Annotated in this window: 24 protein-coding genes and 1 pseudogene; 9 read left to right on the top strand and 16 right to left on the bottom strand. The window is 73.4% G+C overall.

The window, feature by feature from the left end; all coding sequences use genetic code 11:
* The first annotated feature begins 299 nt into the window (after positions 1–299).
* The 3 genes and pseudogenes from C7C46_RS14415 to C7C46_RS36475 all read left to right on the top strand — a co-directional run.
* On the top strand, positions 300–1,853 hold the full coding sequence (locus C7C46_RS14415) for an alpha-L-arabinofuranosidase B (RefSeq protein WP_110669565.1): 1,554 nt from the start codon (positions 300–302) through the stop codon (positions 1,851–1,853).
* 275 nt (positions 1,854–2,128) lie between these two features.
* On the top strand, positions 2,129–3,601 hold the full coding sequence (locus tag C7C46_RS14410; RefSeq protein WP_110669563.1) for an arabinofuranosidase catalytic domain-containing protein: 1,473 nt from the start codon (positions 2,129–2,131) through the stop codon (positions 3,599–3,601).
* Between the two features lie 244 nt (positions 3,602–3,845).
* A pseudogene (locus C7C46_RS36475) lies at positions 3,846–4,181 on the top strand (helix-turn-helix transcriptional regulator); the annotation flags it as partial.
* A gap of 246 nt (positions 4,182–4,427) precedes the next feature.
* On the opposite strand, the gene C7C46_RS14400 reads toward C7C46_RS36475, so the two are convergent.
* The 4 genes from C7C46_RS14400 to lanL all read right to left on the bottom strand — a co-directional run bounded on the left by C7C46_RS14400 (position 4,428) and on the right by lanL (position 9,280).
* A complete protein-coding gene (locus tag C7C46_RS14400; RefSeq protein ID WP_110669559.1) occupies positions 4,428–5,057 on the bottom strand; it encodes an MBL fold metallo-hydrolase in 630 nt (209 codons plus the stop codon).
* Positions 5,057–6,145 (bottom strand): S-(hydroxymethyl)mycothiol dehydrogenase, encoded by a 1,089-nt coding sequence (locus C7C46_RS14395; RefSeq protein WP_110669557.1) that lies wholly within the window; start codon positions 6,143–6,145, stop codon positions 5,057–5,059. The genes C7C46_RS14400 and C7C46_RS14395 overlap by 1 nt, the downstream gene beginning before the upstream one ends.
* A gap of 223 nt (positions 6,146–6,368) precedes the next feature.
* Positions 6,369–6,488, bottom strand: a complete 120-nt coding sequence (locus C7C46_RS35925; protein WP_220040618.1) for an ALQxL family class IV lanthipeptide — start codon at positions 6,486–6,488, stop codon at positions 6,369–6,371.
* A gap of 5 nt (positions 6,489–6,493) precedes the next feature.
* Complete coding sequence (lanL, locus tag C7C46_RS14390) at positions 6,494–9,280, bottom strand: class IV lanthionine synthetase LanL (protein ID WP_181442350.1); 2,787 nt, start codon at positions 9,278–9,280, stop codon at positions 6,494–6,496.
* A 434-nt stretch (positions 9,281–9,714) separates the two neighbouring features.
* On the opposite strand from lanL, the gene C7C46_RS14385 reads away from it, so the two are divergent.
* Both C7C46_RS14385 and C7C46_RS14375 read left to right on the top strand, forming a co-directional pair.
* The gene (locus tag C7C46_RS14385) at positions 9,715–10,284 is read left to right on the top strand and encodes an HAD domain-containing protein (protein WP_110669553.1); all 570 of its coding nucleotides are present in this window, start codon (positions 9,715–9,717) and stop codon (positions 10,282–10,284) included.
* A gap of 339 nt (positions 10,285–10,623) precedes the next feature.
* Positions 10,624–11,337: a scabin-related ADP-ribosyltransferase gene (locus tag C7C46_RS14375; protein ID WP_110669549.1), complete on the top strand. Its 714-nt coding sequence runs from the start codon at positions 10,624–10,626 to the stop codon at positions 11,335–11,337.
* Positions 11,338–11,433: 96 nt separating this feature from the next.
* Here the strand turns inward: C7C46_RS14375 and C7C46_RS14370 are convergent, their stop codons facing one another.
* Positions 11,434–11,853, bottom strand: a complete 420-nt coding sequence (locus tag C7C46_RS14370) for a TOBE domain-containing protein (RefSeq protein ID WP_110669547.1) — start codon at positions 11,851–11,853, stop codon at positions 11,434–11,436.
* Between the two features lie 237 nt (positions 11,854–12,090).
* Here C7C46_RS14370 and C7C46_RS14365 point away from each other — a divergent pair, with 237 nt between their 5' ends.
* Positions 12,091–13,002, top strand: coding sequence for a tetratricopeptide repeat protein (locus C7C46_RS14365; RefSeq protein WP_342775403.1), 912 nt, complete (start codon positions 12,091–12,093; stop codon positions 13,000–13,002).
* Between the two features lie 34 nt (positions 13,003–13,036).
* Here C7C46_RS14365 and C7C46_RS14360 read toward each other — a convergent pair whose 3' ends face one another.
* From C7C46_RS14360 to C7C46_RS14325, 8 genes are all read right to left on the bottom strand, one after another.
* A complete protein-coding gene (locus C7C46_RS14360) occupies positions 13,037–14,365 on the bottom strand; it encodes a hypothetical protein (RefSeq protein ID WP_220040617.1) in 1,329 nt (442 codons plus the stop codon).
* A 187-nt stretch (positions 14,366–14,552) separates the two neighbouring features.
* Positions 14,553–14,876: a hypothetical protein gene (locus C7C46_RS35010; RefSeq protein WP_181442349.1), complete on the bottom strand. Its 324-nt coding sequence runs from the start codon at positions 14,874–14,876 to the stop codon at positions 14,553–14,555.
* Between the two features lie 188 nt (positions 14,877–15,064).
* On the bottom strand, positions 15,065–16,435 hold the full coding sequence (locus C7C46_RS14350; RefSeq protein ID WP_110669546.1) for a sensor histidine kinase: 1,371 nt from the start codon (positions 16,433–16,435) through the stop codon (positions 15,065–15,067).
* Entirely contained in the window at positions 16,432–17,175 is a 744-nt protein-coding gene (locus C7C46_RS14345; RefSeq protein WP_110669629.1) for a response regulator transcription factor, read from the bottom strand. Before C7C46_RS14345 ends, C7C46_RS14350 begins: the two co-directional genes overlap by 4 nt.
* A gap of 66 nt (positions 17,176–17,241) precedes the next feature.
* Entirely contained in the window at positions 17,242–17,553 is a 312-nt protein-coding gene (locus C7C46_RS14340) for a hypothetical protein (RefSeq protein WP_110669544.1), read from the bottom strand.
* Positions 17,550–19,196 carry an FAD-dependent oxidoreductase gene (locus C7C46_RS14335; protein ID WP_110669542.1) on the bottom strand — a complete coding sequence of 549 codons (1,647 nt, stop codon included), beginning with the start codon at positions 19,194–19,196 and terminating at the stop codon, positions 17,550–17,552. Before C7C46_RS14335 ends, C7C46_RS14340 begins: the two co-directional genes overlap by 4 nt.
* Before the next feature lie 19 nt (positions 19,197–19,215).
* Positions 19,216–19,857: a ferric reductase-like transmembrane domain-containing protein gene (locus C7C46_RS14330; RefSeq protein ID WP_110669540.1), complete on the bottom strand. Its 642-nt coding sequence runs from the start codon at positions 19,855–19,857 to the stop codon at positions 19,216–19,218.
* 261 nt (positions 19,858–20,118) lie between these two features.
* Positions 20,119–21,114: an aldo/keto reductase gene (locus C7C46_RS14325; RefSeq protein WP_110669539.1), complete on the bottom strand. Its 996-nt coding sequence runs from the start codon at positions 21,112–21,114 to the stop codon at positions 20,119–20,121.
* Positions 21,115–21,362: 248 nt separating this feature from the next.
* Here C7C46_RS14325 and C7C46_RS14320 point away from each other — a divergent pair, with 248 nt between their 5' ends.
* Positions 21,363–21,824 carry an ATP-binding protein gene (locus C7C46_RS14320; protein WP_110669536.1) on the top strand — a complete coding sequence of 154 codons (462 nt, stop codon included), beginning with the start codon at positions 21,363–21,365 and terminating at the stop codon, positions 21,822–21,824.
* A gap of 109 nt (positions 21,825–21,933) precedes the next feature.
* Positions 21,934–22,341 carry an STAS domain-containing protein gene (locus C7C46_RS14315; RefSeq protein WP_110669535.1) on the top strand — a complete coding sequence of 136 codons (408 nt, stop codon included), beginning with the start codon at positions 21,934–21,936 and terminating at the stop codon, positions 22,339–22,341.
* Positions 22,342–22,449: 108 nt separating this feature from the next.
* Here the strand turns inward: C7C46_RS14315 and C7C46_RS14310 are convergent, their stop codons facing one another.
* Positions 22,450–22,908 (bottom strand): SRPBCC family protein, encoded by a 459-nt coding sequence (locus C7C46_RS14310; protein ID WP_110669532.1) that lies wholly within the window; start codon positions 22,906–22,908, stop codon positions 22,450–22,452.
* A gap of 76 nt (positions 22,909–22,984) precedes the next feature.
* Complete coding sequence (locus tag C7C46_RS14305) at positions 22,985–23,470, bottom strand: MarR family winged helix-turn-helix transcriptional regulator (RefSeq protein WP_110669530.1); 486 nt, start codon at positions 23,468–23,470, stop codon at positions 22,985–22,987.
* Positions 23,471–23,563: 93 nt separating this feature from the next.
* Between C7C46_RS14305 and C7C46_RS14300 the strand changes: the two genes are divergently transcribed.
* Complete coding sequence (locus C7C46_RS14300; protein WP_342775402.1) at positions 23,564–24,433, top strand: alpha/beta fold hydrolase; 870 nt, start codon at positions 23,564–23,566, stop codon at positions 24,431–24,433.
* Positions 24,434–24,466: 33 nt separating this feature from the next.
* On the opposite strand, the gene C7C46_RS14295 is transcribed toward C7C46_RS14300, so the two are convergent.
* Positions 24,467–25,705 (bottom strand): CopD family protein, encoded by a 1,239-nt coding sequence (locus C7C46_RS14295; RefSeq protein ID WP_110669525.1) that lies wholly within the window; start codon positions 25,703–25,705, stop codon positions 24,467–24,469.
* Between the last annotated feature and the right edge of the window lie 17 nt (positions 25,706–25,722).

The following is a 25,722-nucleotide window of genomic DNA, read 5'->3' as shown; positions in this document are numbered from 1 at the left end:
GGCCCGACGCCGCGACGGGCCCGAGGCCGCAAACGGCAGGACGCCGCAACTGACACGACGCCGAGCTGACGCTATGCCGCGACGGGCCTGACGCCGCTACTGGCCTGCCGCCGCGACACTCGCGGCGGGCGTGCGGCTCCCGGGGGCTGCTCCACGGGGGTGCCGGGTTCTCCCGCACCCCACCGGGCCGCCTCCCCGGCAGCCGCAGGCCCGCCGGGCCGCGCCGAATTGTTAGCGCTCACTATTCTCCATCCCCCACCGCTCAATCCGATTTCCTTCCCACTCGGAGGAGTTCAACCATGGTCATGAGACTGTGGGTGCGCCAGGTCCGGCGCACCCTGATGGGGGTCGGGGCGACCCTCGCCCTGGCCGCCGGTGTGATCGCCGGTACGGCTACGCCCTCGCAGGCCGCCGTCCAGGGGCCGTGCGACATCTACCAGGCCGGCGGCACGCCGTGCGTGGCGGCGCACAGCACCACGCGCGCCCTGTACGGCGCCTACAACGGCGCGCTGTACCAGGTCAAGCGCGCCTCGGACGGGGCGACCAGGGACATCGGCCTGCTGAGCGCGGGCGGCTACGCCAACGCCGCCGCGCAGGACTCGTTCTGTGCCGCGACCAGCTGCGTGATCACGGTGATCTACGACCAGTCGGGCAAGGGCAACCACCTCACCCAGGCGCCCGCCGGCGGCGCCGCCGGCGGCCCCGACAACCTGGCCAACGCCGTCGAGGCGCCGATCTCGGTCGGCGGCCACAAGGCGTACGGCGTCTACATCGCCCCGGGCTCCGGCTACCGCAACGACCACACCAACGGCATCGCCACCGGTGACCAGCCCGAGGGCATGTACGCCATCCTCGACGGCACGCACTACGACGGCGGCTGCTGCTTCGACTACGGCAACGCCGAGACCAACGACCACGACACCGGCAACGGCCACATGGAGGCCATCTACTTCGGCAACATCAAGGTCTGGGGCTACGGCAGCGGCAACGGCCCCTGGGTGATGGCCGACCAGGAGAACGGCCTGTTCTCCGGCGCCAACACCCGCTTCAACGCCAACGACCCCAGTATCAGCGACCGCTTCCTGACCGCGATCGTCAAGGGTGAGCCGAACCAGTGGGCGATCCGCGCGGGCAACGCCCAGTCCGGCGGCCTGTCCACCTTCTACAGCGGGGCGCGGCCCAACGCGGCCGGGTACAACCCGATGCACAAGGAGGGCGCGATCATCCTCGGCATCGGCGGTGACAACAGCAAGGGCTCCTCGGGCACCTTCTACGAGGGCGTGATGACCTCCGGCTACCCGAGCGACGCCACCGAGAACGCCGTCCAGGCCAACGTCACCGCGGCCGGCTACAGCAGCACCAGCACCGCCGGCACCACCCTGACGCCCGGCTCCCGCGTCTCGCTGCAGGCCACCACCGCCTGCTGCACCGGCGACTACCTTACGCACGACGACGCGGACAACAATGTCGTCATCTCGGCCGTCAACTCCGCCAGCTCGTCCACCCTCAAGGCCGACGCGTCCTGGATCGTGCGGGCCGGGCTGGCGAACAGCTCCTGCCTGTCCTTCGAGTCGGCGAACGACCCCGGCCAGTTCCTGCGGCACTACAACTTCCAGCTCCACCTGAGCCCGGACGACGGCGGTGCCGCGTTCGCCCAGGACGCCACCTTCTGCCCGGGGACGGGCAACAGCGGTACGGGCTTCTCGTTCCAGTCCGCCAACTACCCGACGAAGTACCTGCGCCACTACGACTTCACGGTCTACATCGCCAGCAACGGCGGTAGCAACGCCTGGGACAGCAGCACCAGTTGGAAGGACGACACCAGCTGGCTGGTCGACCAGCCCTGGAGCTGACCTGCCGGTAGGTCACCCGTCGCCCGCTGCCCCTCCACCGCCTCCAGGCGGAGGGGCAGCGGGCTCCGGCACGTGATCCGGTGGTCCGCCGAGGGCGCGTCAGGCCGGGACCACTGCTGCTTGTCATGTCTCTTGACAGGCAGCGGAGGGTCGGGCAGCGTCTTGTGACGGAACATCCGCCCCGCCTCCAGCCGCCTGCCTCGTTCGGTGGTGCAGTGCGGGACAGGATGTTAGCGCTAACAACTGACGGGCTCAACGTAGAGCAGGGAGTCGGCATGAGGGCAAGCGGATGGGGTGGCCGCCGGAAGCTCGGCAGTCTCGGCGCCTCGATGGTGGTCATCCTCGGTGCGTTCGTCGGCACCGCGGCCTCGACCGGCGCGGCGCAGGCCGCCGCGCAGGGGCCGTGTGACATCTACCAGGCCGGCGGCACGCCGTGCGTGGCGGCACACAGCACCACCCGGGCGCTGTACGCCGGTTACTCCGGTGCGCTGTACCAGGTCAAGCGCGCCTCGGATGGGGCGACCGCCAACATCGGCCTGCTCGCCCAGGGCGGGGTCGCCAACGCGGCCGCGCAGGACTCGTTCTGCGCCGGCACGAGCTGTGTGATCACGGTGATCTACGACCAGTCCGGGCGGGGCAACAACCTGACACCGGCTCCGGCCGGCGGGTACGTGAAGACCCCCGACAACCCCGCCAACGCCACCTCGGCGCCGGTCACCGTCGGCGGCCAGAAGGCGTACGGCGTGTTCATCTCCCCCGGCGTCGGCTACCGCGACGACAGCACGAACGGCGTCGCCACCGGGGACAGCCCCGAGGGCATCTACGGCATCGTGGACGGCACGCACTACAACAACCAGTGCTGCTTCGACTACGGCAACGCCGAGACCACCAACAACGACGACGGCAACGGCACCATGGAGGCCCTCTACTTCGGCAACGCCACGTACTGGGACACCGGCGCCGGCAACGGCCCGTGGGTCATGGCCGACCTGGAGAACGGCCTGTTCTCCGGCTCCAACGTGAACAGCCAGAACCCCAACAACCCGTCGATCAGTCACCGGTTCACCACCGCGGTGGTCAAGGGCGAGTCGAACCAGTGGGCGCTCCGCGGCGGTGACGCCCAGTCGGGGGGCCTGTCCACCCTCTTCAGCGGAGCGCGTCCGGCGGGCTACAACCCGATGAAGAAGGAGGGTGCGATCCTGCTGGGCATCGGCGGCGACAATAGCAACGGCGCCGCCGGCACCTTCTACGAGGGCGCGATGACGGCGGGTTACCCCTCCGACGCCACCGAGAACGCCGTGCAGGCCAACATCACCGCCGCCGGATACGCCCCCGCCGGTGGTGGCGGCGCCACCACCGGGGCCCTGCACGCGGACGGCGCGGGCCAGTGCCTGGACGACCCGAACGGCACCACGACCGGCGGCACGCAACTGCAGATCTGGGGCTGCAACGGGCAGACGAACCAGACCTGGACCCACACCCCGTCGAACCAGCTGACCGTCACCAACAACGGCACGACCGACTGCCTGGACGCCAACGGCCAGGGCACCAGCGCCGGCACCAAGGTGATCATCTGGCCCTGCAACGGGGCGAGCAACCAGCAGTGGCAGTTCAACTCCAACGGCACCATCACCGGGGTGCAGTCCGGGCTCTGCCTGGACGTGACCGGAGGGGCCACCGCCAACGGCACCCCGGTCGAACTCTGGACCTGCCACGGTGGCAGCAACCAGCAGTGGCACCTCGGCTGACCGCGTAGCCCCACGCTCCAGGACGGCACCAGGCTCGAGTGGTGTGCGGTCGGCCGAGGCCCGGCCGACCGCACACTCCGATACACCGGATGCCTGCGGTCCTCGACCACCTGGCCGAGGACCGGGGGCCGGTAGCCTGCTGCCCGGGTCCGCTTTCGCCGGCACCACGCTGCGGACTCGGCGGACGCCGCACCGGCGCCGCCCGCCATCGCCACCGAGGAAGGTGACCGTCCAGCCCGACCCCCGGCCTGCGGCGTTCATCCAACGGAACCTGCACGATCCGGAGTTGTCGCCGTCCGCGATCGCCGGCGCGCACCACATCTCCGTCAGCTACCTGCACCGGCTCTTCACCCAGGAGTCGCAGGGCGAGACGGTCGCCGCCTGGATCCGTCGGCAGCGGCTGGAGAAGGCGCGCCGCGACCTGGCGGACCCCGCGCTGTGCACCCTGCCGGTGCACGCCGTCGCCGCCCGCTGGGGCATCCCCCGTGCCGCCGACTTCAGCCGCGGCTTCCGTGCCGCGTACGGCCTCTCACCCACCGAGCACCGGCAGCGAGCGCTGTCCGGGGGCGAGAGCGAGTAGCTGAGTAGACGCAGCGCCAAGGAACTGTCGACGCAGCGCCAACACGACCCGACGGCGCCCTGACATCCTCGACCAAGAACGCGGCGGCACGTCGCCTGCCCACTCGCGCCCGACCGGTCGGCCGGGCGCCGAGGGCCGGCACGAGTCGGCGGCCCGGCACGCCACGGGGGAGCGTGCCCGGGCCGGTCGGGCTGCTGCTGCCCTGTCCTGACGTCCCCGGAACGGCCTTGCCGGAGACCCGCCGCCTCAGTGGCCGCGGGCGAGCCAGTCGGGCAGGTGGGGGGCCTCGGCGCCGATGGTGGTCGAGTCTCCGTGCCCGGTGTGGACGACGGTGTCCGGCGCGAGGACCAGGAGCCGGTCGCGGATCGAGCGGATGATGGTCGGGAAGTCCGAGAAGGACCGGCCGGTGGCGCCGGGGCCGCCGGCGAAGAGGGTGTCGCCGGTGAAGACGGTGCCCAGGGCCGGTACGTGCAGGGAGACCGCGCCCGGCGCGTGGCCGGGCGTGTGCAGGACGTGGACCTCGGTGCCCGCGACGGTGAGGAGGCCACCGTCGGCGAGGCGGCCGTCGGGCGCGCGGTCGGGGTGGGTCTGCTGCCACAGCGGCAGGTCGTCCGGGTGGAGGAGGATCGGCGCGCCGGTGCGGTCCGCGAGCGCGGGCGCCGCGTTGACGTGGTCGTTGTGGGCGTGCGTGCACACCAGCGCGGTCACCTGCCGGTCGCCGACGGCCGCGGCGATGGCCTCGGCGTCGTGGGCCGGATCGATGACGAGGACCTGCACCTCGTCGCCGACGAGCCACACGTTGTTCTCGACCTCCCAGGTGCCGCCGTCCAGGGAGAAGGTCCCCGAGGTGACGAGGCGTTCGATGCGGGCCGCCATCAGAACAGCACCACCGAGCGGAGGACGTTGCCGCCGTGCATGCGCTCGAAGGCCTGCTCGACCTCGTCCAGCGCGATGGTCTCCGTGACGAAGGCCCCCAGGTCCAGGCGGCCCTGCAGATAGAGGTCGATCAGCATCGGGAAGTCGCGCGAGGGCAGGCAGTCGCCGTACCAGGAGGACTTCAGCGCGCCACCGCGGCCGAAGACGTCCAGCAGCGGTAGCTCCAGCTTCATCTCGGGGGTCGGAACGCCGACCAGTACCACGGTGCCCGCCAGGTCGCGGGCGTAGAAGGCCTGCCGGTACGTCTCCGGGCGGCCGACCGCCTCGATCACCACGTCGGCGCCGAAGCCGCCGGTCAACTCGCGGACGGCCTCGACCACATCGGCCTCGCCGGAGTGCACCGTGTGGGTGGCGCCGATCCGCTGGGCCGTCACCAGCTTGCGCTCGTCGATGTCGACCGCGATGATCTTCGCCGCACCGGCCAGCCGGGAGCCGACGATCGCCGCGTCGCCGACCCCGCCGCAGCCGATCACGGCGACCGTGTCGCCCCGGCTCACGCCGCCGGTGTTGAGGGCGGCGCCGATGCCGGCCATCACGCCGCAGCCGAGCAGGCCGGCGACCGCGGGGGAGGCGGCGGGGTCGACCTTGGTGCACTGGCCGGCGGCGACCAGGGTCTTCTCGGCGAAGGCGCCGATGCCCAGGGCCGGGGACAGCTCCTGGCCGGTGGCGGCGAGCGTCATCCGCTGCTTCGCGTTGTGGGTGTTGAAGCAGTACCAGGGACGCCCGCGCAGACACGCCCGGCACTGCCCGCAGACCGCACGCCAGTTGAGGATCACGAAGTCGCCGGGGGCGACCTCGGTGACGCCGTCGCCGACCGCCTCCACCACCCCTGCGGCCTCGTGGCCGAGCAGGAACGGGAAGTCGTTGTTGATGCCGCCCTCGCGGTAGTGCAGGTCGGTGTGGCAGACGCCGCAGGCCTGCACCGCGACCAGTGCCTCGCCCGGGCCCGGATCAGGGACGACGATCGTCTCCACCCGGACCGGCTCTCCCTTGCCGGGGGCGATGACTCCGCTGACCTCGTGGGACATGGCACGACACCTTTCGCTGGGGTGGCCCCATTATCGGTGACGGGAAGTCAGCCACGAAGTACCGGGGCAGGACCGCCGTGCGCTCGTGCGCTCGTGCTCGTGTGCACGTGTGCTCGTCGGACCGACGGCGCGGGTGGCCGAGGGGGAGTCTCGGTCACCCGCGCCGTCGTGGGGCGGTCCGCGGTCACGGGAGGTTCCCGCACTCAGGTCCGCCCGGTCGGGCTCACGCGTCGTTGATGCTCCAGTTCCCGCAGGTGAAGATCGAGAACGGGTAGCAGACGTAGCCCGTGGTGGTCTCCTCCTCGCTGTCCAGCAGCTGCAGGGCGTTGACGTCGTCGGTCATGGTGGTCACCTCCTTCCGGCCAGGTCGAGGGCGGGCAGCCAGGGGCGTGGCCCGCCGTGGTGGAGCCGCACCAGCAGGCCGAGCGGCCCGCCGAGTCCGGTGCCGTAACCGACGCCGACCCTGGTCAGGGTCTCGTCGGGGATCAGGAGCAGTCCGTCGTGGACGACGTGACGTGCGTGGGCGCAGGCGAGGAGTTCCTCGGCGCGGCGCCGGTGGGCGGGGTCGTTCAGGGCCTGCGCCAGTTCGAGCAGGTACTCGGCGTTGCCGGCGAGGCCGTGGCAGGCGGCCGGCGTGCTCCGCCAGCGCCAGCGGTACACCTCGGTCGCGGCCTGTTCGGCGCTCCGGCGGTACCGGGGATCCCCGGTGGCCTGCCAGAGGCGGACCAGGAAGGTGCCGATGCCGGAGGCACCGCTGCACCAGTGCGGCGCGTGGACGGGGGCCTCGGCGTCGCGGTGCTCGCCACGGTTCCCGCCTCGGTGCTCGCCCCGGTGCTCGCCGCGATCCGCGTGACGATCGTCGACTGGCCAGCCCGCTCCGTCGTCCCGGACGCGTGCGGTGGCCAGCAGGGTCTCGGCAGCCGCCCGGGCCGCGTGGACGAAGTCCTCCCGCTCCGCGGCGACTCCGGCGAGCAGCAGGAAGGTGCCGACGCCGGCGACGCCGTGGGCGAAGCCGAGATGGGTGATGCCGGCGAGCTCGGAGTCGAAGTCGGCCGGGACCGGCCACACCACGCCCGACCGCCCCTTCGCCGCCGTGCTCAGCAGGTGCTCGGCGGCGCTCACCGCGCGTTCCCGAAACTCCTTGTCGCCGGTGGCCTGCCAGAAGCGGAGCTGGGTCAGCCCGGCGCCGGCCACGCCGTGGCACACGTCCGGGTTCGGCCAGCGCACCGGCACCTCGCGGGCCAGCCTGGCCGCGTGCTCGGCGAGCGAGTCGTCCTCGAGCAGCCGGGCGGCGTCCAGCAGGGCCCAGGCGGTGCCGGAGCGCCCGAAGTACAGTCCGGGCAACTGCTGCCCGCCGACCTCGGCCCGGGCGGCGATCCACTGCGCGGCTTGGGCCACGGTCGCCCGCAGCCGCGGATCCGACCGGTGTGCCGCAGCGGCGGTGAGGACGGACAGGACGCCGGCCGCACCGTGCTGCACGTTCAGCGGATCGGTCCGCTCGGTGGCCGGATCGGCGGGCCAGAGCCGTACCGGGTCGAGCGGGGTCATGGTGTCCACCAGGTGGGTCAGCCCGTCGGCGAGCAGCCGTTCGGCGGTCCGGCCGTCGAGGACGACCCCAGCGGGCGGGGAACTCGCGAGGGAGGCAGGTGCGGCCGCGCCTGTGGTGGCGAGCGGCCCGGTGAGCGTCTCGCGGACCGTCTGCAGGCTCCACCGGTCCTGCTGACTGTCCGTCAGGAGACCCAGCACGAGCGGCTGGAAGGCGGTGAGCTCCGGGCGGTCGGCGAGCGCGGCGGCCAGCAGGGCGGCCAGGCGCTCGCGACGGCCGCGCGCTGCCCCGCGGTCCGGGGCGAGCACGGGCTCGGCGCCGGTCAGCAGGTGGAACAGTACGGCGCCCAGACTGTAGAGGTCGGACTCCAGGGCCGGGGCCAGCCCGGTCGGGGCGAGGTCGACGACCTCCGGCGCGCCGTAGCCCGGGGTGTGGATCCCCACCACCCGGTCGCCGGGGCGGGCCAGGGCCTCCAGGTCGATCAGGCGCAGCTCGCCGTCCGGAGTGACCATCAGGTTGTTGGGGTTCAGGTCCCGCAGGACCAGGCCGAGTCCGTGCACGGCCCCGACGACGCCCACCAACTGCGCTGCCAGATCAAGCAGTTGCGCCCGGTCGGGGTGGAGCCGCTCGGTCCGCCAGGCGCGCAGCGTCTGCCCGGCGACGCGCTCCTCGGCGAGGTACCGGTTGCCGCCCTGACCGAAGACGCCCAGCGGTTGCGGACTCAGGCCGAGCGGCGCGAGCAGCGTGAGCATCTCCGCCTCGTGGCCGAGCCGGTCGCCCGCGTCGGAGCCGTCCAGGGCGGCCCCGACGTGTCGGCGGGCCTCCTTGATGACGACCTCCTGGCCGGTCCGCCGGTCGGTACCGAGGAAGACGCCGCCCTTGTACGCGTGCCGAACGGCCTTGCGGACGACGTACCGGTCGTTCAACAGGACGCTCGTCCCGGCGGCGGGCGCGGGCGCCGGTTCGGCGGGCAGCGGGAGAGGGGAGACCGCCCACGGGGGCGGGCGGAAGCCGGCCTGCCGCCGGTCCCGGACGAAGGTCCCGTCGGGTGCCTGAAGCATCGGCTCAAGCGAGCCGTCGTTGGTGAGCCGGGGGAAGCCGCGGAAGGCGCCGTAGCGGTAGTGCACCAGGCTGCCCGGCCGATACGGACGGTCGGACAGGATGCCCGGCCCCGGCAGCTGCGCGGTCACCCGGTGCAACTCCTCGGCCAGCCAGCGGAACTGGTCGTCGTCCTGCGGGTAGACGGTGATGAACTTCCCGCCACCGCCACGGTCGTAGTGCCCCGAGACGAGCTCCGCCAGTCGGCCCGGCGTACCGGCGCACTTGAACGGGGCCCGGGCGGCGACGAGCACCTCGGCGGCCCGGGTCAGCACCATCGGAGCGGAGAGCGGGACGGCCGACACGTGCAGCTTCCACCCCTGCCGCCGTCCCGCGGCGGCATCGTCCGGGGACACCCGGCACCAGAAGTCGTCTAGGTCGACGTCCCAGTCCCGCGCACCCTGCCTGCGGAGCACCGCCTCGACCAGGTCGGGGAAGAGCGCGGCGTACGGATCTGCCGAGGCCTGACCCGCCGTGTACCCGTCTGCCATCGCTCTTCCTCCGCTCCCTGGAGACCGCCGTCGCCGGCCGGCGTCCGGCTGCAGCGCCATCCTGGCCTTGCAAGATCAGCCGGGTCATGCGGGACGAGCACGCATCTTCAGTTGACGAACCCCCACATTCCGGCCCGGCCGAGCACAGTTGCCTGGCGCCCAGCCGGTGCGCTGTACATCGCGACCACCCGAGGAAGGAACCTGATGTCAGGTCAGCGGCGGAGGCGCGCTGTGGCGGCCCTCGATGACTGACGGGGGACCAGCCTTGGGGCGGCAGGAGCCGCCAGCAGGTGCTCCGACCTGCACTGCATGAGTCGCCCTCCTGTGCGCCACCTCGGAGGAAGTCCGGGCCCGGCCTGCGGTCCGGCGACCCTGCTCGCTTCCCGGCCGGAAATCCGGGGCGCTCCCGGCCCTGCCCGCGGTACCGTGCCCGCATGGGTACGGGTGGTGAGCAGGGTCGGCCGATTCTGCTGCTTGATGTCGACGGGCCGCTCAACCCGTTCGCCGGTATGCCCAACCGCCGCCCGGACGGGTTCGAGACACACCGGCTGATGCCTCCGAGCTGGGAGGCGGCCGAGCTTGCGCGCCTGGAGGCCTGGGGACGGCCGGGGAAGCGTCCGACGCCGCTGCCGGTGTGGCTGAACCCCGGCCACGGGGCTGAGTTGGCTGCCCTTCCCTTCGACCTGGTCTGGGCGACCACCTGGGAGGCCGAGGCCAACACGTTCATCGCTCCACTGATCGGCCTGCCGGAACTCCCGGTCATCCCGTGGCCAGTCCCGCGGCCCACTCCGGCGGGCAAGGTCTTTTGGAAGACCCCGACCGTCGTGTCGTGGGCCGCGGGTCGCGCTTTCGCCTGGGTCGACGACGAGATCACCCGAGCCGACCGCGACTGGGTGGCCGAGAACCACGACGGCCCAGCGCTGCTCCACCGGATCGACCCCCGGTTCGGGCTGAGCCCGGAGGATTTCTCCCTGCTAGCGGAGTGGGCCGCGGGTCCGCGTTGAGCCTGCCCCAGGAGGACTCGGCAGACGGGGGTGGCGCCGTCGCCGACCTGGCCCCCGGCCCGCCTCGCCGTCAGTGCCAGGGGCGTGGCCGGACGTCGATCACCGTCATGCCCGCAGCCGTGGCCGCGGTGATGCCCTCGTCGGTGTCCTCGTGGGCCAGGCAGGTGCCGGGCCGACGCCGAGAGCTGCCGACCCGTACGCCGGCCGACCCGGGCTGAACCCGGAGGCGGTACGACTTATCCACTCCTCAGGGTGGTTCCGGCGTATCGCTCCCGGTGCACCGTGAGCGGCACGCCTATAAAGGGGCCCGTCATGTTGATCAACTGATGGGTACTCACCATGCTGCAGGCCGCTCTGCGGGTGCTCGCCGCTGTCTCGCTCGCCTCCGCCGTCTCCACGGTCGCCGTCGCCCCGGCCCAGGCCGCCCCCTCCGCCGCCCCGGCGGTGCGGGGCGCTGCCGACGACGATCTCACCACGCCGTGCGGGCCGGTGGTCGACTACCGCGCCTCGGACTGGTGGCGCACGACGACCGAACCGCAGATCGCCCAGACGGTGGCGACCACGGCGACGGACGAGCGCTGGCAGTGGCGCAACGACGTCAACACACTCTGGCGGGGCGACACCCGGGAGAACGTGGCGGACATCTTCCGTACCGGTTTCACTCCGCGCGGCGACCAGCTGATCCCGCTCGACCAGTACATCGTCAAGGGCGGCGGGCAGGACAGCGCGCACCTGAGCACCAGTTGTGCGATGTGGGTGGCGCAGAAGTTCGCCACCTACGGGGAGGCCAAGACGGGCTGGGTCTACGAGATCTACGCCCCCGGCGGCATCGACGTGAACGCCACCGCCCGCCTCAACGGGTACCAGTCGCCGTACCTGTGGAACAAGGAGATCGACTTCCCGGGCGGGGTCGAGGGCCGGTACCTCAAGGGCGCCTGCAAGTACCACCTGACCGCCACCGATCCGAACACGAAGATCAGCACCTTCGAGAACCTCGGCTGCAAGTCCAACCCCGACTTCGCGCCCTACCGGACCGCCCCGGCCGCCCCCTGACGGACCAGCCGGCGGAGCACCGCCGGGCCACAGTGTCCGCTCCCCGGGATCGGGGAGCGGACACCGTGGCGAGGGCGTCCTCGAGGCGGGTTCGGTTCAGGCCGTGGCGAGGGCGACCTCGGTCGACTTGATCAGGGCGACCACCGAACTGCCGGCCGCGAGGCCGAGGTCGGTGACGGCGTCCTTGGTGATGGCCGCGGTCAGCTCGCCACCCGCCACGGCGACCTTGACCGTGGCCATCGCATTGCCGGTGGCGATCTCGGTGACCGTGCCGGGGAGCTGGTTGCGAATGCTCAGCCCGGACACCGCATCGGTGGCGAGGGCGACCTCGGTGGACTTGACCACCGCGAGAACGGCGCTGCCCTCGGCCAGGCCGAGGTCCTTGACGGCGTCCACCGTGACGGCAGCGGTGATGACCTGGCCGCCCTGCAGCCGGGCCTTGACGGTGGCCATGGCCTCGCCCGTGGTCACCGAGGTGACGGTGCCGGGGATCTGATTGCGAATGCTCAGGCTCATTGCGGGCAACCTCACGTGCATCAGGTGGGGGAATATCTGGAATTCTCTCCCTACTTTACCGATAATTCCCGGCAGTCGTCGGCGAATTGGCATGGGCGGCGGATATGCGCGTGTCGGACTCTTATATTCATGGGGAATTCCGCACCGGGCCTGGCAGCTGCCGGGCCCGACGGTGGCGCCAGGTGCGGGAGCAGGGCCGGGTGCGGGGCCCGGGTCGGGCCGTGGCACACTTCGGCGGTGGATTCCCAGGTGGCAGGCCTGGGCGCGGTGGATCGGGGAGTGGCGTCGGTGCGCAAGGACGAGGCGAAGGCTCTGCTGGAGCAGGCCGGAGAAGCCTGGGACGCGGAGCAGTGGCAGCTCTCCGCGGACCGCTACGAGGAGGTGCTGCGGCACTACCCCGACGAGAAGCCCAGCGGGATCTGGTGGTTCGACGCCGCGTTGGCGCACAAGTTCCTCCGAAACTGGGAGAAGGCGTTCGAACTCGGCAAGGAGGCCGCCGCCCGAGCGCCGCGGGGCGAGGGCGACCCGGCGTACTGGAACCTGGGGATCGCCGCCACCGTGCTGCGCGACTGGCCGGCGGCCCGGGACGCCTGGTCGGGTTTCGGCATCGAGCTGCCGGACGGCGAGGGCGAGATCGTCGGCAACTTCGGCATGGCCTGCGTACGGCTGGAGACGGCCGGTGAGCAGGAGGTGGTCTGGGTGCAGCGGCTCTGTCCGACCCGGGCGCGGGTCGTCAGCGTCCCGGTTACCCCGGGGCGCCGGTTCGGTGAGGTCGTGCTGCACGACGGTGCGCCTGTCGGTGACCGCGTCGTCGACGGTCAACGGCACGGCGTCTTCGAGGAGATCATGCTGTTCGAGCCCTCCGCGCTGCCCACGCACACCGTCACCCTGACCGCCCCGGCGCCGGCAGATCTGGAAGCCCTGGTCGAGCTGTTCGCCGAGCGCGGGTTCGGTGCGGAACCGGCGAGCAGCGTCAACCTGCTCTGCAAGTGCTGCAGCGAGGGCAGCCATGAGCAGCAGCGCAGTGTCCGGGCCGGCACGCAGCAGGTCTCGCTCGCGGCGCCGGCGGCCGAGGTCGGGACCCTCCTCGATGCCTGGGCCGCCGGCGGGCCAGGGCGGGCCTGGCAGGACCTGGACCTCGCCAACTGACGGGATGGGCAAGGGCGGAGCTGCTCCCGAGAGCCTAGGGAGTCGGGGCGCTGTCGGTGGCTTCGCCGGAAGTCGGGGTGGCCGAGGTTTCGGTGTCCGGGGCCAAGGCTGCCGCGCGGGCTGCGTCCGGGCAGCCGAGGTTGGTCAGGGAGGCGGTCAGGCGCTGGGTGAGGAAGGCGAACAGGTTCTGGCCCGCCTGCGGGGACGGGGCGCCGAGGGTGAAGCGGCGGTCCAGGCGGATCCGGCGGGCGCCCACGGTGGCGAGTTGGGTGCAGTAGGCCCTGGGATCGCCGGTGGCGCCCGGGCCCAGTGGGGGTTGGTCCACGCCCGCGCGGTAGCGGTCGGCCTTGTCGCGGTCCGGCCTGTTGTTCGTGGTCACCATCGGGTCGTTGAGTGGGACCAGCGCGACCGGTGCGGACTGGAACTTCGCCGCCTGGAGCTCGTTGAGCGCCAGTGAGGTGACCGAGGCGCCCGGGTCGGCCAGGTCGGGAGCCGTCCAGGGGGTGCAACCGAGCGCCGGGTCCTCGAACTTGACCAGGAGCAGGTTGTCGCTGCCGTTGAGCAGGGCCGAGCCGCCGTTGCGCATGGTGCGGTTGCGGCCGAGGGCGGCGGCGTTCTTGGCGGTCTGCTGGGCGGTGCGGCCGCGGGCGGTGGCCAGGTACTCGGTGGTGACGTTGTCGCTCTGGTCCTGGTCGACCAGGCCGAAGTCACGCGTGGTCAGGCAGGGTTTGCCGTCCTTGGCGGTGCCCAGCGGCGGCACGGTCAGCTTGCCGGACTGCTCGGCGGCGTTGGCGGCGGCGAAGAAGGCCGGGGCGTTGCAGTAGGCGAACTGGCCGAAGGGCGTGCCCCGCGCGGCCCCGCCGACGCAGCTCCCGGCGGCGGTCTGGCCCCGCAGGCTGAGGACACCGGCGTTGAAGCCGAACCAGATGCCGACCACGGCATGCGCGGGCAGGGTCGGCAGCACGGTCGGCAGGGCCGGCGCGGTGCCGCGGTCGACCACCAGCGGGCTGTAGACCGACAGCGCACCGGTGGCCGGGTCGAGCACGGTGGCCTGGACGAAGGCGGACTGGTTCGGGTCGGCCTCGTGGCAGGGGCCCTGCGCGGGGTCGGTCGCGCTCAACTGGTAGGGCGTGGCCAGGCCCTGTGCGGACAGCGGGTTCGCCGGCACGGTCAGCGTGCAGTTCTGGTTCGGCTGGGCCGGCGCCGGTGCGGTGGCCGCGAAGGAGACGCCGAGCAGCGCCGCCGCCGCGCTCAGCGTGCCGCCGAGGCCGAGGCTGAGGGCGAGCACCCGGCGGCTGCGGCCGCGCGAACGGTGCTGGGCGCGGCGCTGATCGGCCCGGGGGCGAGGGGAGCGGTGCGGCATGCGGATTCCTCCGGGCACAGGGAAAGGGGGAGCGCGGTGGCGCAGGGGGACCGGCGGCGGGTGCGGAGCATCTCGCTGCCTGCCGGTACCGGTGATCCTAGGCGCCCGGGGCCGCCCCACCAGTGCTCCCGCCAACTCCTAAGCAGTGCCTAAGGTTTCACTCACCTGCGCACCAGGTCCGGGTGACTCAGTCGGTGGCGGCCAGGGAGTCCGACGCGGTGGCCGAGGCGGCGGGGGCCGGCGTGGTAGTGCCGGCGGAGGCAGGGGCGGAGGCGGAGGCGGCCGGGACCGGGGCGGGGAAGTCCATCGGCGGCGGCGCGGGGGTACCGGCGGAGTCGACTGCCGCCAGCACCACCCCGGCGAGGGCGACAGCGGCCAGGGCGCCGCCCAGGGCGGCGGCGGAGTAGGCCAGCAGCCGCCGGCGGCCGGACAGGGGACGGGGGCGGGCCCCGTGGCCGCGCCCGGGGGGCTCCGCGCCGTCCGGTGGTGTCGCGGCAGCCGCTTCTGACATCACTTCTCCTCTGCGGACCGCTCCGGGACTCGCGCACTGGGACAGGCGCGAGCCGGAGGGCGGGGCGGGAGGTGCGGGCCTTCCGGAGAGGGACCATACCAGCGGAGTCTTCGACGGCGGGTGCGGGAAGCGACGGTTCGTCATTCTGATCGACTGTGACACTGCTCGTCCGGATTCTGCGGTCCCGCTCAGCGGCCCACGCGCCGCCGCCGGTGCCGCCAGCGCCGGCGCAGCCCGCGCCGCGGCTCGGCGGCTGCCAGGCCGAGGCTGACCTCCACCAGGGCGCCGCCCAGTTCACTGCGCAGGATCCGCAGCTGCCCCCGGGTCGACTCGGCCGCGCTGCGGGCGATGTCCAGCCCGAGCCCGGTGGACCCGCCGCTGCTGACACCCCGGGAGAGCGCACCGGCCGGGTCGGCGATCCCGGGGCCGCCGTCCGCCACCGCCAGCACCACGCTCTGCGCGGTGCGGCGCACGCTCACCGCGAAACCGGTGCCCTCGGGCGTGTGGCGGAAGACGTTGCCGACCAGGGAGTCGACCACCGCGGCCAGTGCGTCCTCCGGCAGCCGAACCGTGGTCGGCTCGTCGGTGGCCTCGAAGCTGCAGGTGCGCCCCTGCTGCTCGGCCAGCACGGACCAGAACCCCACCCGGTGCCGGGCCAGCTCGGCCACCAGGCAGGAGTCGCCCTCCGTCCCGCCGTCGGCTGCTCCGGCGCCCGCCGGACGGGCGGCCAAGGGGGCCCGGGCCGTCACGATGATGGAGTCCAGCTCCGTCTCCAGCTGGCCGATCGCCGCCGTCAGCCGGGGCGATCCCGGCACCGGGCCGATCCGCTCGGCCGCCAGCCGCAATGCGGTCAGCGGCGTGCGCAGCCGGTGCGACAGGTCGGCGACCAGCTCCCGCTCGGTCGCCAGGAGCTGTCTGACCCGATCGGCCATCAGGTTGAACGCGACACCGGCCTCGTGCAGCTCCACCGGTCCGGCCGGCTCCACCCGGGCGTCCAACTGGCCGGCCCCCAGCGCGCAGGAGGCCTCCGAGAGCCGCCGGGAGGCCCGGACCACCCGGCTGCCGAGCCGGTCGGCCACCACCACCGAGCCGCCGACCAGGGCCGCGGCCAGCAGGCCCATCACCGTCCAGGCCCGGGCCAGCCCGCGGTCCAGCTCGGCCTGCGGCACGAACTCCTCGACCACGGCGACCCGGTCGGCGGCGAGCACCACCGGCTGCAGGTACTCCGTACCGCCGGCCACCGCGCCGGAGACCGGCTGACGGCCGGTCAGCGCGCGATTCAGCAGGTCGGCGGGGGTGTGCTCGGTGCCGATCAGCTGACCGTCCGGCAGCAGCACGGCCAGCCGGTCGGCCGTACCGGGGCGGCTGACCGCCTGCTGCAACTCGGTCAGGTCGGTGGAGAGCGCGACCACCGGGACCACCGCGGCAGCGCGCTGCTCGGCGGCCAGCGCGGCCTGGGTGTGCACCTGGGTGCGCAGGAGCAGGGCCAGCGGCACCAGGAAGGAGACGGCCACCAGCGTGGTCGCCACCAGCGCGACCATGGCCAGGGTGGCTCTCACCGCGGAGCCACCAGCTTCACCCCGACACCGCGCACGGTGTGCAGGTAGCGCGGCCGCGAGGCCGGTTCGCCGAGCTTGCGGCGCAGGCAGGAGAGATGGACGTCGACGGTCTGCTCGTCCACGTACGGCAGCCGCCAGACCTCGGCGAGCAGTTCGCGCTTGGCGACCACCCGGCCCGGGTTGCGGGCCAGGAACTCCAGCAGGTCGAACTCCCGGCGGGTCAGCGCGATCTCGCAGCCCGCCAGGTGCACGGTGCGGGCCGCCGGGTCGATCCGCAGGTCACCGACCAGGATCGGCGCGGCCCGGCCGGCCGAACCGCCCGCCGACCGGCCGCTCAACGCGCCCGGGCCGGCCTCGCTGCCGTCGGCTACCAGCGCCCGGCCGCTGCGGCGCAGTACGGCCGAGAGCCGGGCGATCAGCTGGCCGCCGGAGAAGGGCTTGACCAGGTAGTCGTCGGCCCCAGCGTTCAGCAGCTTGATCACTTCGGCGTCGTCGTCGCGCGCCGTGGCGACCACCACCGGCACCTGGGAAAGGCCGCGGATCATCCGCAGTGCGTCCGCGCCGTCCAGGTCGGGCAGCCCGAGGTCGAGCACGACCGCGTCCGGCTGCCACTGGGTGACCTCGCGCAGTGCACCGAAGCCGTCGGGGGAACTGCGCACCAGGAGACCGTGGCTCGTCAGGATCTCGATCAGGGACGAGCGGATCGTGGGGTCGTCTTCGACGACGAGGACGGAGGTCATGCCGGACACCGTAACCGAGTCGCCGAACACCTCGAGCACCTTTCCGAATGTGGTCGAACGGGGGCCTCAACGGACCGGGCGGACCGCGTCGGTGGCCTGGATCCCGCTGCCGGCGGGTACCGGCGGTTGGCCCGGCGGCAGCGGCGGTGCGGTCAGCAGCACGTGCAGGTACAGGCCGGCCGCGGCGAACAGCACGCAGGTGATCACCGGCCAACGGACGCCGAGCCGGGCGGGCAGGCTGAGCAGTCCGGCCAGCAGGCTGCCGCGTACCGGCAGGCGGCCCAGCAGGCGGGTCCGGGACCGCGAGCGCGGGCGGGAGCGCGATCCGGACCGCGAGCGCGGGCCACGGCGGCGGCGGTCGGCGCGACGGCGGCTCACCGGCGCCGCCGGCGGCCGGCCGGGCGCAGTGAGCCGCCGCCCGTGCGGCCGACCGCGTCGCGGTAGTCCAGCAGTTGGCGCGGCATGTCGAAGGCCACCGCGGCCACCAGTTGGGTCCCGCGCGCGGTCTCGCGGTGGTAGCCGGCCACGAAGCTGCCCGCGCGCAGCGAGCCCTCCAGCACCTCCATCCGCTCGCCCAGCGCGGGCATCCCGACCGCCTGCAGCCGGGTGCCGTGCTGCTCGGACCAGAACCGGGGCACCGGGGTGAACGGCCGCGAGCGCTCCGGTCCGCGCAGCAGGGTGTCGGCCGCGTGCTGCCCCATCTCGACTGCGTGGATGAGGTGTTCGACCCGACGGGGCACCGCGTCGAAGCGGAGGTTGGGCCAGCGCGCCACGTCCCCGGCTGCGACCACCTCGGGCAGCGGCCGCCCGTAGGCGTCCAGCGCCCGGCAGCTCGCGTCGCACCGCACGCCGTCGGTGACGTCCAGTCCGCTGTCGCGCAGCCACTCGGTGCGCGGCACGCTGCCCAGGCCCAGCACCACGAAGTCCGCGGCCACCTGCTCGCCGTCGTCCAGCCGCAGCCGCAGGCCGGAGCCGGTGTCGGTCCAGGAGCTGATCCGGGTGTTCAGCCGGACGTCGACGCCCGCCCTGGCCTGGATCCGGCCCACCAGTTCGCCGAGCCGGCTGCCCAGCACCCGGCGCAGCAGCGGGGCGCTGTGCACCACCAGGGTCACCTCCATGCCCTGGTCCCTTGCGGTGCAGGCGAGTTCGCAGCCGACGAAGCCGCCGCCGAGGATCACCACGTGCCGCGCGCGGGCCGCCTGTATGGCCGCCTGGATCGCGGTGGCGTCGGCGAGCGTACGGACGGTGCGGATCCGGTCGGTGAGCACCGGCAGCTGCGGCAGCCGCCTGGCGTCCACGCCGGTGGCGAGCACCAGGCCGTCGTAGGGCAGCCGTTCGCCGCCGCGCAGGTGCAGCTCGCGGCGGTGCGGGTCCAGCCCGATCAACGGGGTGTCGAGCAGCCAGTGCGCCTCCAGCGCGTCGTCGGCCCGGAACCGCAGTTCCTGGCCGCCGAGTTCGCCGCCGAGGAACTGCTTGGACAGCGGCGGGCGGCTGTACGGGCGGTGCGACTCCTCGCCGACCAGCACCAGTTCGCCGTCGAAGCCGCGCTCGCGCAGCCGGCTCGCGGCGCTCAGGCCGGCCAGGCCCGCACCGGCGACCACGATGCGGCGCAGGGAGTGCGGCGAGCCGGGCGTGCTGGTGCGGGTGGCGGTGCCGGTGGTGGTGCCGGTGGCGGTTCGGGCGGCGGCTCGTGTGCGGCGAGGAGGGGCGACGGGTGGGGCGGCGGTGATCGCGATGGCCTGCATCGGGCAGCAGCGGGCCGCCTGCCGGGCCCGGGCCGCCAGTTCGGCCGGGACACTGCCGGAGTAGTGCAGCGAGCCGCCCTCGGAGATCCGGAAGACCTCGGGGGCCTCCTGCTGGCAGATGCCGTAGATGTGGCAGCGGTTGTTGTCCACGCTGACCTTCGCGGGCGCGCTCTCGGGCACGAGTTCGGGCAGCGCCGGGTCAGGAGCCGGGTCCGGGGCCAGGGCCGGGGCCGGGTCGGGGTACGGGTGCGCGTACTGCTGGGTGAGGAGAGTCATGGGAGCGGGTACACCTTGATCAGAAGGGGCCGTGGCGCAGCCGGGACCGGGACGGCAGCGCGCGGATCAGGAAGGCCAGCAGGCAGCCCAGCGCCCCGCCGGCGACCGCGATCGCCACCAGGTTCAGGCGCCGCGGCTCGGGGTGCACGGTGAACACGTGCAGCCAGATCAACGCGTAGGCGAAATAGCCGAACTGATGGAACTTCAGCCAGCGGCGGTAGCCGAGCCGCTGTTGCAGCCAGACCGAGCACCCGACGGCGACGGCCAGTTCGGTGCCGAGCACGCCGAGGCCCACCGGGATCCGCTGCTGACCGCCGGCGAACGGCAGCACCAGGTCCAGGGTGCTGAGCTGCCACACCGGCTGGTAGCGGAAGGTCACGCCGTGCAGGCCGCCGAAGATCAGGGCCGACAGCGCCAGCGTCATGTGCGCCCCGTACACCGTGCTCCGGTTGACGTGGCGCTGGAAGTAGCGCATCCGCAGCACGATGCCGAGCACCACGGTGGCGACCATCAGCACGTAGGCGATCAGCGCGGCCAGCCGGGCGATGTGGTGCACGCCCGGGTCGTAGGCGATCCCGCGGTCGTAGGCGTCGAGCGGGGAGCCCGGGATGGGGGCCGCGGCGGTGGTGTGCTGCGCGAGGAGCAGCGAGAACGTGGTCATGGATTCCCGGAAGGGCAGGCGAGGGTGATGGTCCGGGCCGCTCGTCGCAGCGGCCCGGCAGCAGCGATCGTAGGGTCGCCGGGCGCCCGCGAACGGCTCCCGGGAGGGCACCTAACCAAGCCCTAAGGTTCCGCTGAACCGGCCCGCACCGAGCCCCGAAGGGGCAGCGGGCGCCACAACTCCCCGGCCCGCGGCCCGGCCGGCACCGCCGCGCGACTCACCTGCCTGACCTGCCCCAGCGCCCGGCGCTGCTTGGCCGGCTCAGCTCCAGGCCAGCGCGGAGCGGGTCCGCCAGTAGCTCGCGGCCGGCTCGGCGAGGGTGGCCAGCTCGGCCAACTGCTCCTCGGTGAGGTCCAGTTCGGCGGCGGTCAGGTTCGAGGCCAGCTGCTCGGGAGTGGCCGCTCCGGAGAGCACCAGGTCCGCCCAGGGCTGCGCGGCGGCCGCGGCCAGCGCGAGGGCGTCGCAGGAGGCGCCGGTGCGGGCGGCCAAGGCGCGCAGCGCGGCGGTGTCGGGGCCGGTGGCATTGCGGTCGGCCAGCCGGCCGTTGGCCATCGCCTCCTTCACCACCACCAGCGCGCCCCGCGCGTGCGCCTCGGCCAGGGCGGGGGCGGCGGAGGGCTCCAACAGGTTCCAGGTGGCCTGGACGGCGGTGAACAGCGGCGCGCCGTCGACCGTCACCGCCAGCGCGGCCCGGACGGCCTCGCCCTGGGCCGGGCCGCTGGTCGACAGACCCACCCGCACCCCGTCGGCCGCCAGCGCGGCCAGCCGGGCGTGCAGCTCGGGGTCGGTCAGCGCGGGACTGTCCGGGGTGACCGAGTGGACCAGGTACACGTCCAGGTGACGGCCCAACAGCTTCCTGGTCTCGGTGATCTGACGGTCGAACACCGCCGTCGAGTGCTCCTTCACCTCGTGCACCGGCACGCCCGAAGCGCGCCAGCCGGCGGTGTAGGTGTAGCCCCACTTGCTGCCCACCAGCACCTGGGCCGCGGCCTGCGGGCGGGTGTCCAGCCACTCGCCGAGGAACTCCTCGGCGCGACCGTAGGAGCGCGCCGCATCGAAGTACCGCACGCCCGCCGCGTACGCCGCGTCCAGCAGGGCGTGGGTGCGGGCGCGCATCGCCTCGACCGTGCGCTCGGCCGGCAGGTCGAGCTCGCGGCCGAGCGTGAGGTAGCCGGGCCGCCCGGTGGCGGCCGTGCCCAGGCCGAAGCGGGGGAGCGGCGGGCCGTCGGGACGAGTGGTGGTGCGTGGGGTGGGCACGGTGAAGGATCCCTCCGTAGGCAAGGTGACGCCGCAGCTCAGCCTATTCGGGCTGTCCGGATGGGACTTTCGGACGAGCTGACTGCGCCCCGGAACCGGTCGATCACCGACGGCTCGCCCGCCGCGCCCGAATCCGGCGAACACCCACAATCCGCGCACACCCAAAAAGCGCGACCCGCATTGTTCCCGGCACCGCCGAGGCCGACCGTGGAGAGCGGGGAAAACCACCCGCCCACCCCGGGAGCGCCATGTACGCCAGCCTCTCCGCCACCACGATCGGCCGCGCCGGCGGCAGCCGACCGGAGGAACGGCCCGACCCGCGGACCACCGTCGGCTGCGCCGTGGCGGCGACCGGCCCCTCGGTGCCCGCACTGCGCAGCTTCGCCCGCACGATGGCCGCCCGCTGGGGCCTGGGCCGCGAGGTGGACGAGGCGCTCGCACTGGTGGTCAGCGAACTGGCGGGCAACGTGGTCCGGCACAGCGGCAGCGCGGACCTGGTGCTGACCCTCCGGATCGGCGCCGACACCCTGACGGTGGAGGTCAGGGACCACGGTCAGTGGCGAGAACCCCAGGTCAAGCCACCCGCGCCGGCCACCCTCGGCTGCGGCGGCCGCGGCCTGCAGCTGGTGAGCGCCTACGCCACCCGCTGCACCGTCATCACGACGATCACCGGCACCCGGGTGATCGCCGAACTGCCGCTCCCCTGGTAGACCGGCGCGAGCGCGGCTCGTGTGGGTCGGCGCGGACGGGGTAGGGGCGGGTGCAGACCGGCGGCGTCACCGCTCGCCGGGCGCTTCGAAGGGACCCGGGAGGCGCGCCATGGCGCTCGACCAGCATTCGCAGCGGCACGCCCAGCACCTCCTGTGGGTGCCGGATCTGCACGTCGAGACCGCGCGGACCAGCGCCGGCACGGTCTGCTCGTTCGCCGGTGACCTGCACGCGGACAACGCGCAGCTGGTGCGCCAGATCCTGGACGAGGCCCTCGACCAGGCCAGGGGGACGCGCGTGGTGGCGGTCGACCTGTCGGCGGTGGCCCTGTTCACCAGCAGCGCCCTGAACACCTTGCTCGCGGCCCACCAACGCGCTCGGGCCGGCCGGACCGAGCTGGTGGTGGCGGCGCCCAGCGAGCGGGTGCGGCGGGTCCTGGAGGTCACCGGTGCGGACACCGTCCTGACGGTGTGCCAGACCCTGGAGCAGGCGCTGCGGCGCCCGGTGCCCGCGGCCTGAGGGCGCAAACGGCTCTGCTCCGTGCCCCCCACGCCGGTGGGGGGCACGGAGCAGAGGCGGGTGGACCCCGCTACCCGGGGTTGCCGCGGTTACCCGGGAGTGCTGCGTTTACCCGGGGGTGATGCGGCCGCGCCAGCCGCCCTGTTCGACGCCGCGTTCCTCGATGAAGGACTTGAAGCGCCGCAGGTCGCCCTTGACGCGCCGGTCGACCATGCCCATGGCGTCGGCGGCCTTCTCGGCCACGCCCTCGGGCTCGAAGTCGATGGCCAGCCGCACCGTGGTGTGCTCCGCGTCCAGGCGGTGGAAGGTCACCACACCCATCTGCCGCACCTCGCCGCCGGTGGTGCGCCAGGCGATCCTCTCGTCGGGCAGCTGGTCGACGATCTCGGTGTCGAACTCGCGGGTCACGCCGGCGACCTTGGTCGTCCAGTGGTTGTGGCGCTCGCTGAGCTGGGTGACCTGCTCGACGCCCTCCATGAAGTGGGGGAACTCCTCGAACTGCGTCCACTGGTTGTAGGCGGTGTGCAGCGGGACGTCCACGTCGATCTGTTCCTGCACCATGCTCATCGCACGTCCTCCCTCGGTATCGGGTGTTCGGGCTGACTCATCGCCTGCCCGAAGTCCGCCCGACCATGCCCGCGGTTCAGAGATGGTGGCGGGCGGCGTCGGTACGAGAGGCGGCCGTGGCGGTGGCCATCGCGGCGAGGAAGCGCTCGGCGGTGTCGAGTTCGGCCGGGCCGAAGGCGTCCATCGCGCCGAGCAGGGTGTCGATGGCGGGGCCGAAGAACGACCAGCCGAGCTCGACCGCCCGCTGTTCGACGGTGAGCAGGACCCGCCGGCGGTCGGTGGTGTCCCGTTCGCGGCGGACCAGGCCGAGCCGTTCCAGCCGGTCGATGAGGGTGGTGGTGCCGGCGGAGTTGAGGCGCAGCTGCGCGCCGAGCCGGCCGGGGGTCATGGGGCGCTCGGCGCGGTCGGCATCGAGCAGGGCGATCAGGGCCCGCAGATCGGTGGGGTGCAGGCCGTGGCGGGCGGCGAACTCCGCGGCGAGCAGGTCGAACTCGACGGTCACCGCGCGCAGCTGGTGGACCAGCCGCAGCCGGGGGTCGGTTCGACTCTCCTCGGTACTCATTGCCGCATCGTACCCATTGACGCGCAGTCCGCTCGCTCACCTAGTATCTCGCTGAGCGAGAGAATATCTGGTCCGATCTCCCGAGGAGCCGTGGTGTCCGAAGCCTTCGTCGCCGCCTACGACGCGCTGCTGGCCCGCTGGCCGGCCGGCACCGCCCAGCTGACCGTGGCCACGCCCTACGGTCCGACCCGGGTGCACGCCTACGGGCCGCCGGACGGGCCGCCGCTGGTGCTGCTGCCCGGCGGCGGGGCCACCGGCACGGCGTGGTTCGCCAACGCCCCGGCGCTGGGCGCCCGGTGCCGGGTGTACGCGGTCGACATCCTCGGCGACGTCGGCCGCAGCGAACGTGCGGGCCGGCCGCTGCGCACGCCGCACGACCTCATGGCCTGGCTGGACGCCGTACTGGACGGGCTGGAGCTGTCGGCGGCGGCCCTGTGCGGGCACTCGTACGGCGGTTGGGTGGCCGCCGCGTACGCGCTGCACGCGCCGCGGCGGGTGCAGCGCCTGGCGCTGCTCGACCCGACCCAGGTGTTCGGGGGATACCGGCCGGGCTACCTGCTGAGCGTGCTGCCGATGCTGCTGCGGCCCACCGCGCGGCGGGTGGGTGCGTACCTCGACCGGGAGAGCGCGGGGACGGGCCTGGACGAGGACTTCAAGCGCCTCTACGTGCTGGGCGCGACCCAGCGGGGCCGGGGCCGGCCGGTGGTGGGGCGAACGCTCGACCCGGCGCGGCTCGCCATGCCGGTGCTGGTGCTGTTCGCCGGCCGCAGCCGGGTGCACGATGCCGAGGCGAGGGCGAGCCGGGCCCGCCGGCTGCTGCCCCGGGCCCGGGTCGAAGTGGTGCCGGGGGTCGGGCACCACGCGCTGCCCCTCGCCGGTGCTGCGGTCGTGGACGCGAAGGTGCTGGAGTTCCTCGGGGTGCCGCCCGCGGAGTCGTTCGCCCCGGCGAGTGTGCACGAATGATCGAGCGTCGGTCTGTGCCGAGGGTGGTGCCCTTCAGGCCTTGGACCGGGACGGGTGCTCTGCTGCTGGCGCCGGCAGGGGCACCGGGGCGGTCGCCGCATCGGCCGTAGCGGGTCCTGCCAGGGCGTCGGAGGCCTTGGCCGTGGCGTAGAGCGAGACGGCCAGCGCGAGCGCGAGGGCGGCGCCGGCCGAGAAGACGGCGGCCGAGGACGCGGCCTGCGGGCTGTGCGCCTCGCTGCGGGCCGAACCGGCGAGGAGGGGGAGTACCGCGAGCACGCCGACGCCGAGCGCGACCTCGCCCCAGACGACCCTGGGGAAGTGGCGCAGCGTCAGGTGCAGCAGCGAGGACGTGTCGTCGGCGCGACGGGCCCGGACGATCCGGGGCATCAGCCAGAACTGGTTGACCGCACCGGCCGCGACCAGCCCGAGGACCAGCAGCAGCTTCACCAGCAGGACCACGCCGTAGCCGGTGGTCCAGAGCTGGTCGACCGCGCCGACGTGCCGCCAGCTGAGCCACAGGCCCGACAGTACGACCGCGCCGACGCAGACCATCGCCACCAGGCTGAACCGGCGCCACAGTTCGGCCCAGAGCAGGCCGGCGCCGGCGCCCAGGCGCCCTCGGGTGCCGGCCAGCGCGGCCAGCAGGGCGAGGCCGCCCAGCCACACCGTGCCGCTGACGATGTGGACCTGATCGAGCACCAGGTCCGTCACGCTGTCCGCGTTCTTCGGCCTGGTCGCGGGCACGGCGGCGATCAGCGTGGTGGCGAGCGCCAGGGGCAGCGCGGTGCGGGCGAGCGTGTCCAGGTGCCGGCGGGCGGCCGGCGCGAAGAGGGCGGTCAGGGTGGCGGCGGTGAGGGCCAGCACCGCGTTCTGGACCAGGTAGACGGTGCCCTGCGGGAGCCAGGCGCCCGGGGCGGCGGGGGCGCGCAGGAAGTGCCAGATCCGGTCCGGCGCGAGGGCGTCGGCGAACGGCATGCCCTTGCCGGCCCGGGCGAGCCGGGCGGCGAGCTGGAGATAGCCGGTGACCAGCAGGACGACTCCGGACCAGGCGAGGTAGCGCGCCGACCGCTGGCGCAGCACCGCCACGTCGGCGGCAGCGCGGTCGACCCCGTCGGTCCGGGCGCGCAGGGCGGGGCGGACGGTGGTCGCGTACGTGACGGTGGCACCGATGGCCGCGCACAGGCCCAGGAAGTAGCCGGACTTGGTGAGGATCCGCCAGAGCGGAGGCATGGTGTACCCGGCCGTGTTCGCGGCCAGCAGCGCAGCAGTCATAAGGTAAGGCTAACCTA

It is taken from the genome of Streptomyces tateyamensis (genome assembly GCF_003205575.1).
Taxonomy (GTDB): domain Bacteria; phylum Actinomycetota; class Actinomycetes; order Streptomycetales; family Streptomycetaceae; genus Kitasatospora; species Kitasatospora tateyamensis.
This window is presented reverse-complemented; position numbering and strand designations above follow the sequence as displayed.

What these genes read in the sequence shown, in the direction of transcription:
- C7C46_RS14400 (WP_110669559.1), bottom strand. Translation starts at nt 5,057, where the DNA reads ATGGCGGCCCGCATCGAACGCCTCGTCACCTCGGGGACCTTCTCCCTG.
- C7C46_RS14415 (WP_110669565.1), top strand. Translation starts at nt 300, where the DNA reads ATGGTCATGAGACTGTGGGTGCGCCAGGTCCGGCGCACCCTGATGGGG.
- C7C46_RS35010 (WP_181442349.1), bottom strand. Translation starts at nt 14,876, where the DNA reads ATGTCAGAAGCGGCTGCCGCGACACCACCGGACGGCGCGGAGCCCCCC.
- C7C46_RS14360 (WP_220040617.1), bottom strand. Translation starts at nt 14,365, where the DNA reads ATGCCGCACCGCTCCCCTCGCCCCCGGGCCGATCAGCGCCGCGCCCAG.
- C7C46_RS14345 (WP_110669629.1), bottom strand. Translation starts at nt 17,175, where the DNA reads ATGACCTCCGTCCTCGTCGTCGAAGACGACCCCACGATCCGCTCGTCC.
- C7C46_RS14315 (WP_110669535.1), top strand. Translation starts at nt 21,934, where the DNA reads ATGGCGCTCGACCAGCATTCGCAGCGGCACGCCCAGCACCTCCTGTGG.
- C7C46_RS14370 (WP_110669547.1), bottom strand. Translation starts at nt 11,853, where the DNA reads ATGAGCCTGAGCATTCGCAATCAGATCCCCGGCACCGTCACCTCGGTG.
- C7C46_RS14305 (WP_110669530.1), bottom strand. Translation starts at nt 23,470, where the DNA reads ATGAGTACCGAGGAGAGTCGAACCGACCCCCGGCTGCGGCTGGTCCAC.
- C7C46_RS14320 (WP_110669536.1), top strand. Translation starts at nt 21,363, where the DNA reads ATGTACGCCAGCCTCTCCGCCACCACGATCGGCCGCGCCGGCGGCAGC.
- C7C46_RS35925 (WP_220040618.1), bottom strand. Translation starts at nt 6,488, where the DNA reads ATGACCGACGACGTCAACGCCCTGCAGCTGCTGGACAGCGAGGAGGAG.
- C7C46_RS14410 (WP_110669563.1), top strand. Translation starts at nt 2,129, where the DNA reads ATGAGGGCAAGCGGATGGGGTGGCCGCCGGAAGCTCGGCAGTCTCGGC.
- C7C46_RS14385 (WP_110669553.1), top strand. Translation starts at nt 9,715, where the DNA reads ATGGGTACGGGTGGTGAGCAGGGTCGGCCGATTCTGCTGCTTGATGTC.
- C7C46_RS14330 (WP_110669540.1), bottom strand. Translation starts at nt 19,857, where the DNA reads ATGACCACGTTCTCGCTGCTCCTCGCGCAGCACACCACCGCCGCGGCC.
- lanL (WP_181442350.1), bottom strand. Translation starts at nt 9,280, where the DNA reads ATGGCAGACGGGTACACGGCGGGTCAGGCCTCGGCAGATCCGTACGCC.
- C7C46_RS14395 (WP_110669557.1), bottom strand. Translation starts at nt 6,145, where the DNA reads ATGTCCCACGAGGTCAGCGGAGTCATCGCCCCCGGCAAGGGAGAGCCG.
- C7C46_RS14295 (WP_110669525.1), bottom strand. Translation starts at nt 25,705, where the DNA reads ATGACTGCTGCGCTGCTGGCCGCGAACACGGCCGGGTACACCATGCCT.
- C7C46_RS14375 (WP_110669549.1), top strand. Translation starts at nt 10,624, where the DNA reads ATGCTGCAGGCCGCTCTGCGGGTGCTCGCCGCTGTCTCGCTCGCCTCC.
- C7C46_RS14335 (WP_110669542.1), bottom strand. Translation starts at nt 19,196, where the DNA reads ATGACTCTCCTCACCCAGCAGTACGCGCACCCGTACCCCGACCCGGCC.
- C7C46_RS14310 (WP_110669532.1), bottom strand. Translation starts at nt 22,908, where the DNA reads ATGAGCATGGTGCAGGAACAGATCGACGTGGACGTCCCGCTGCACACC.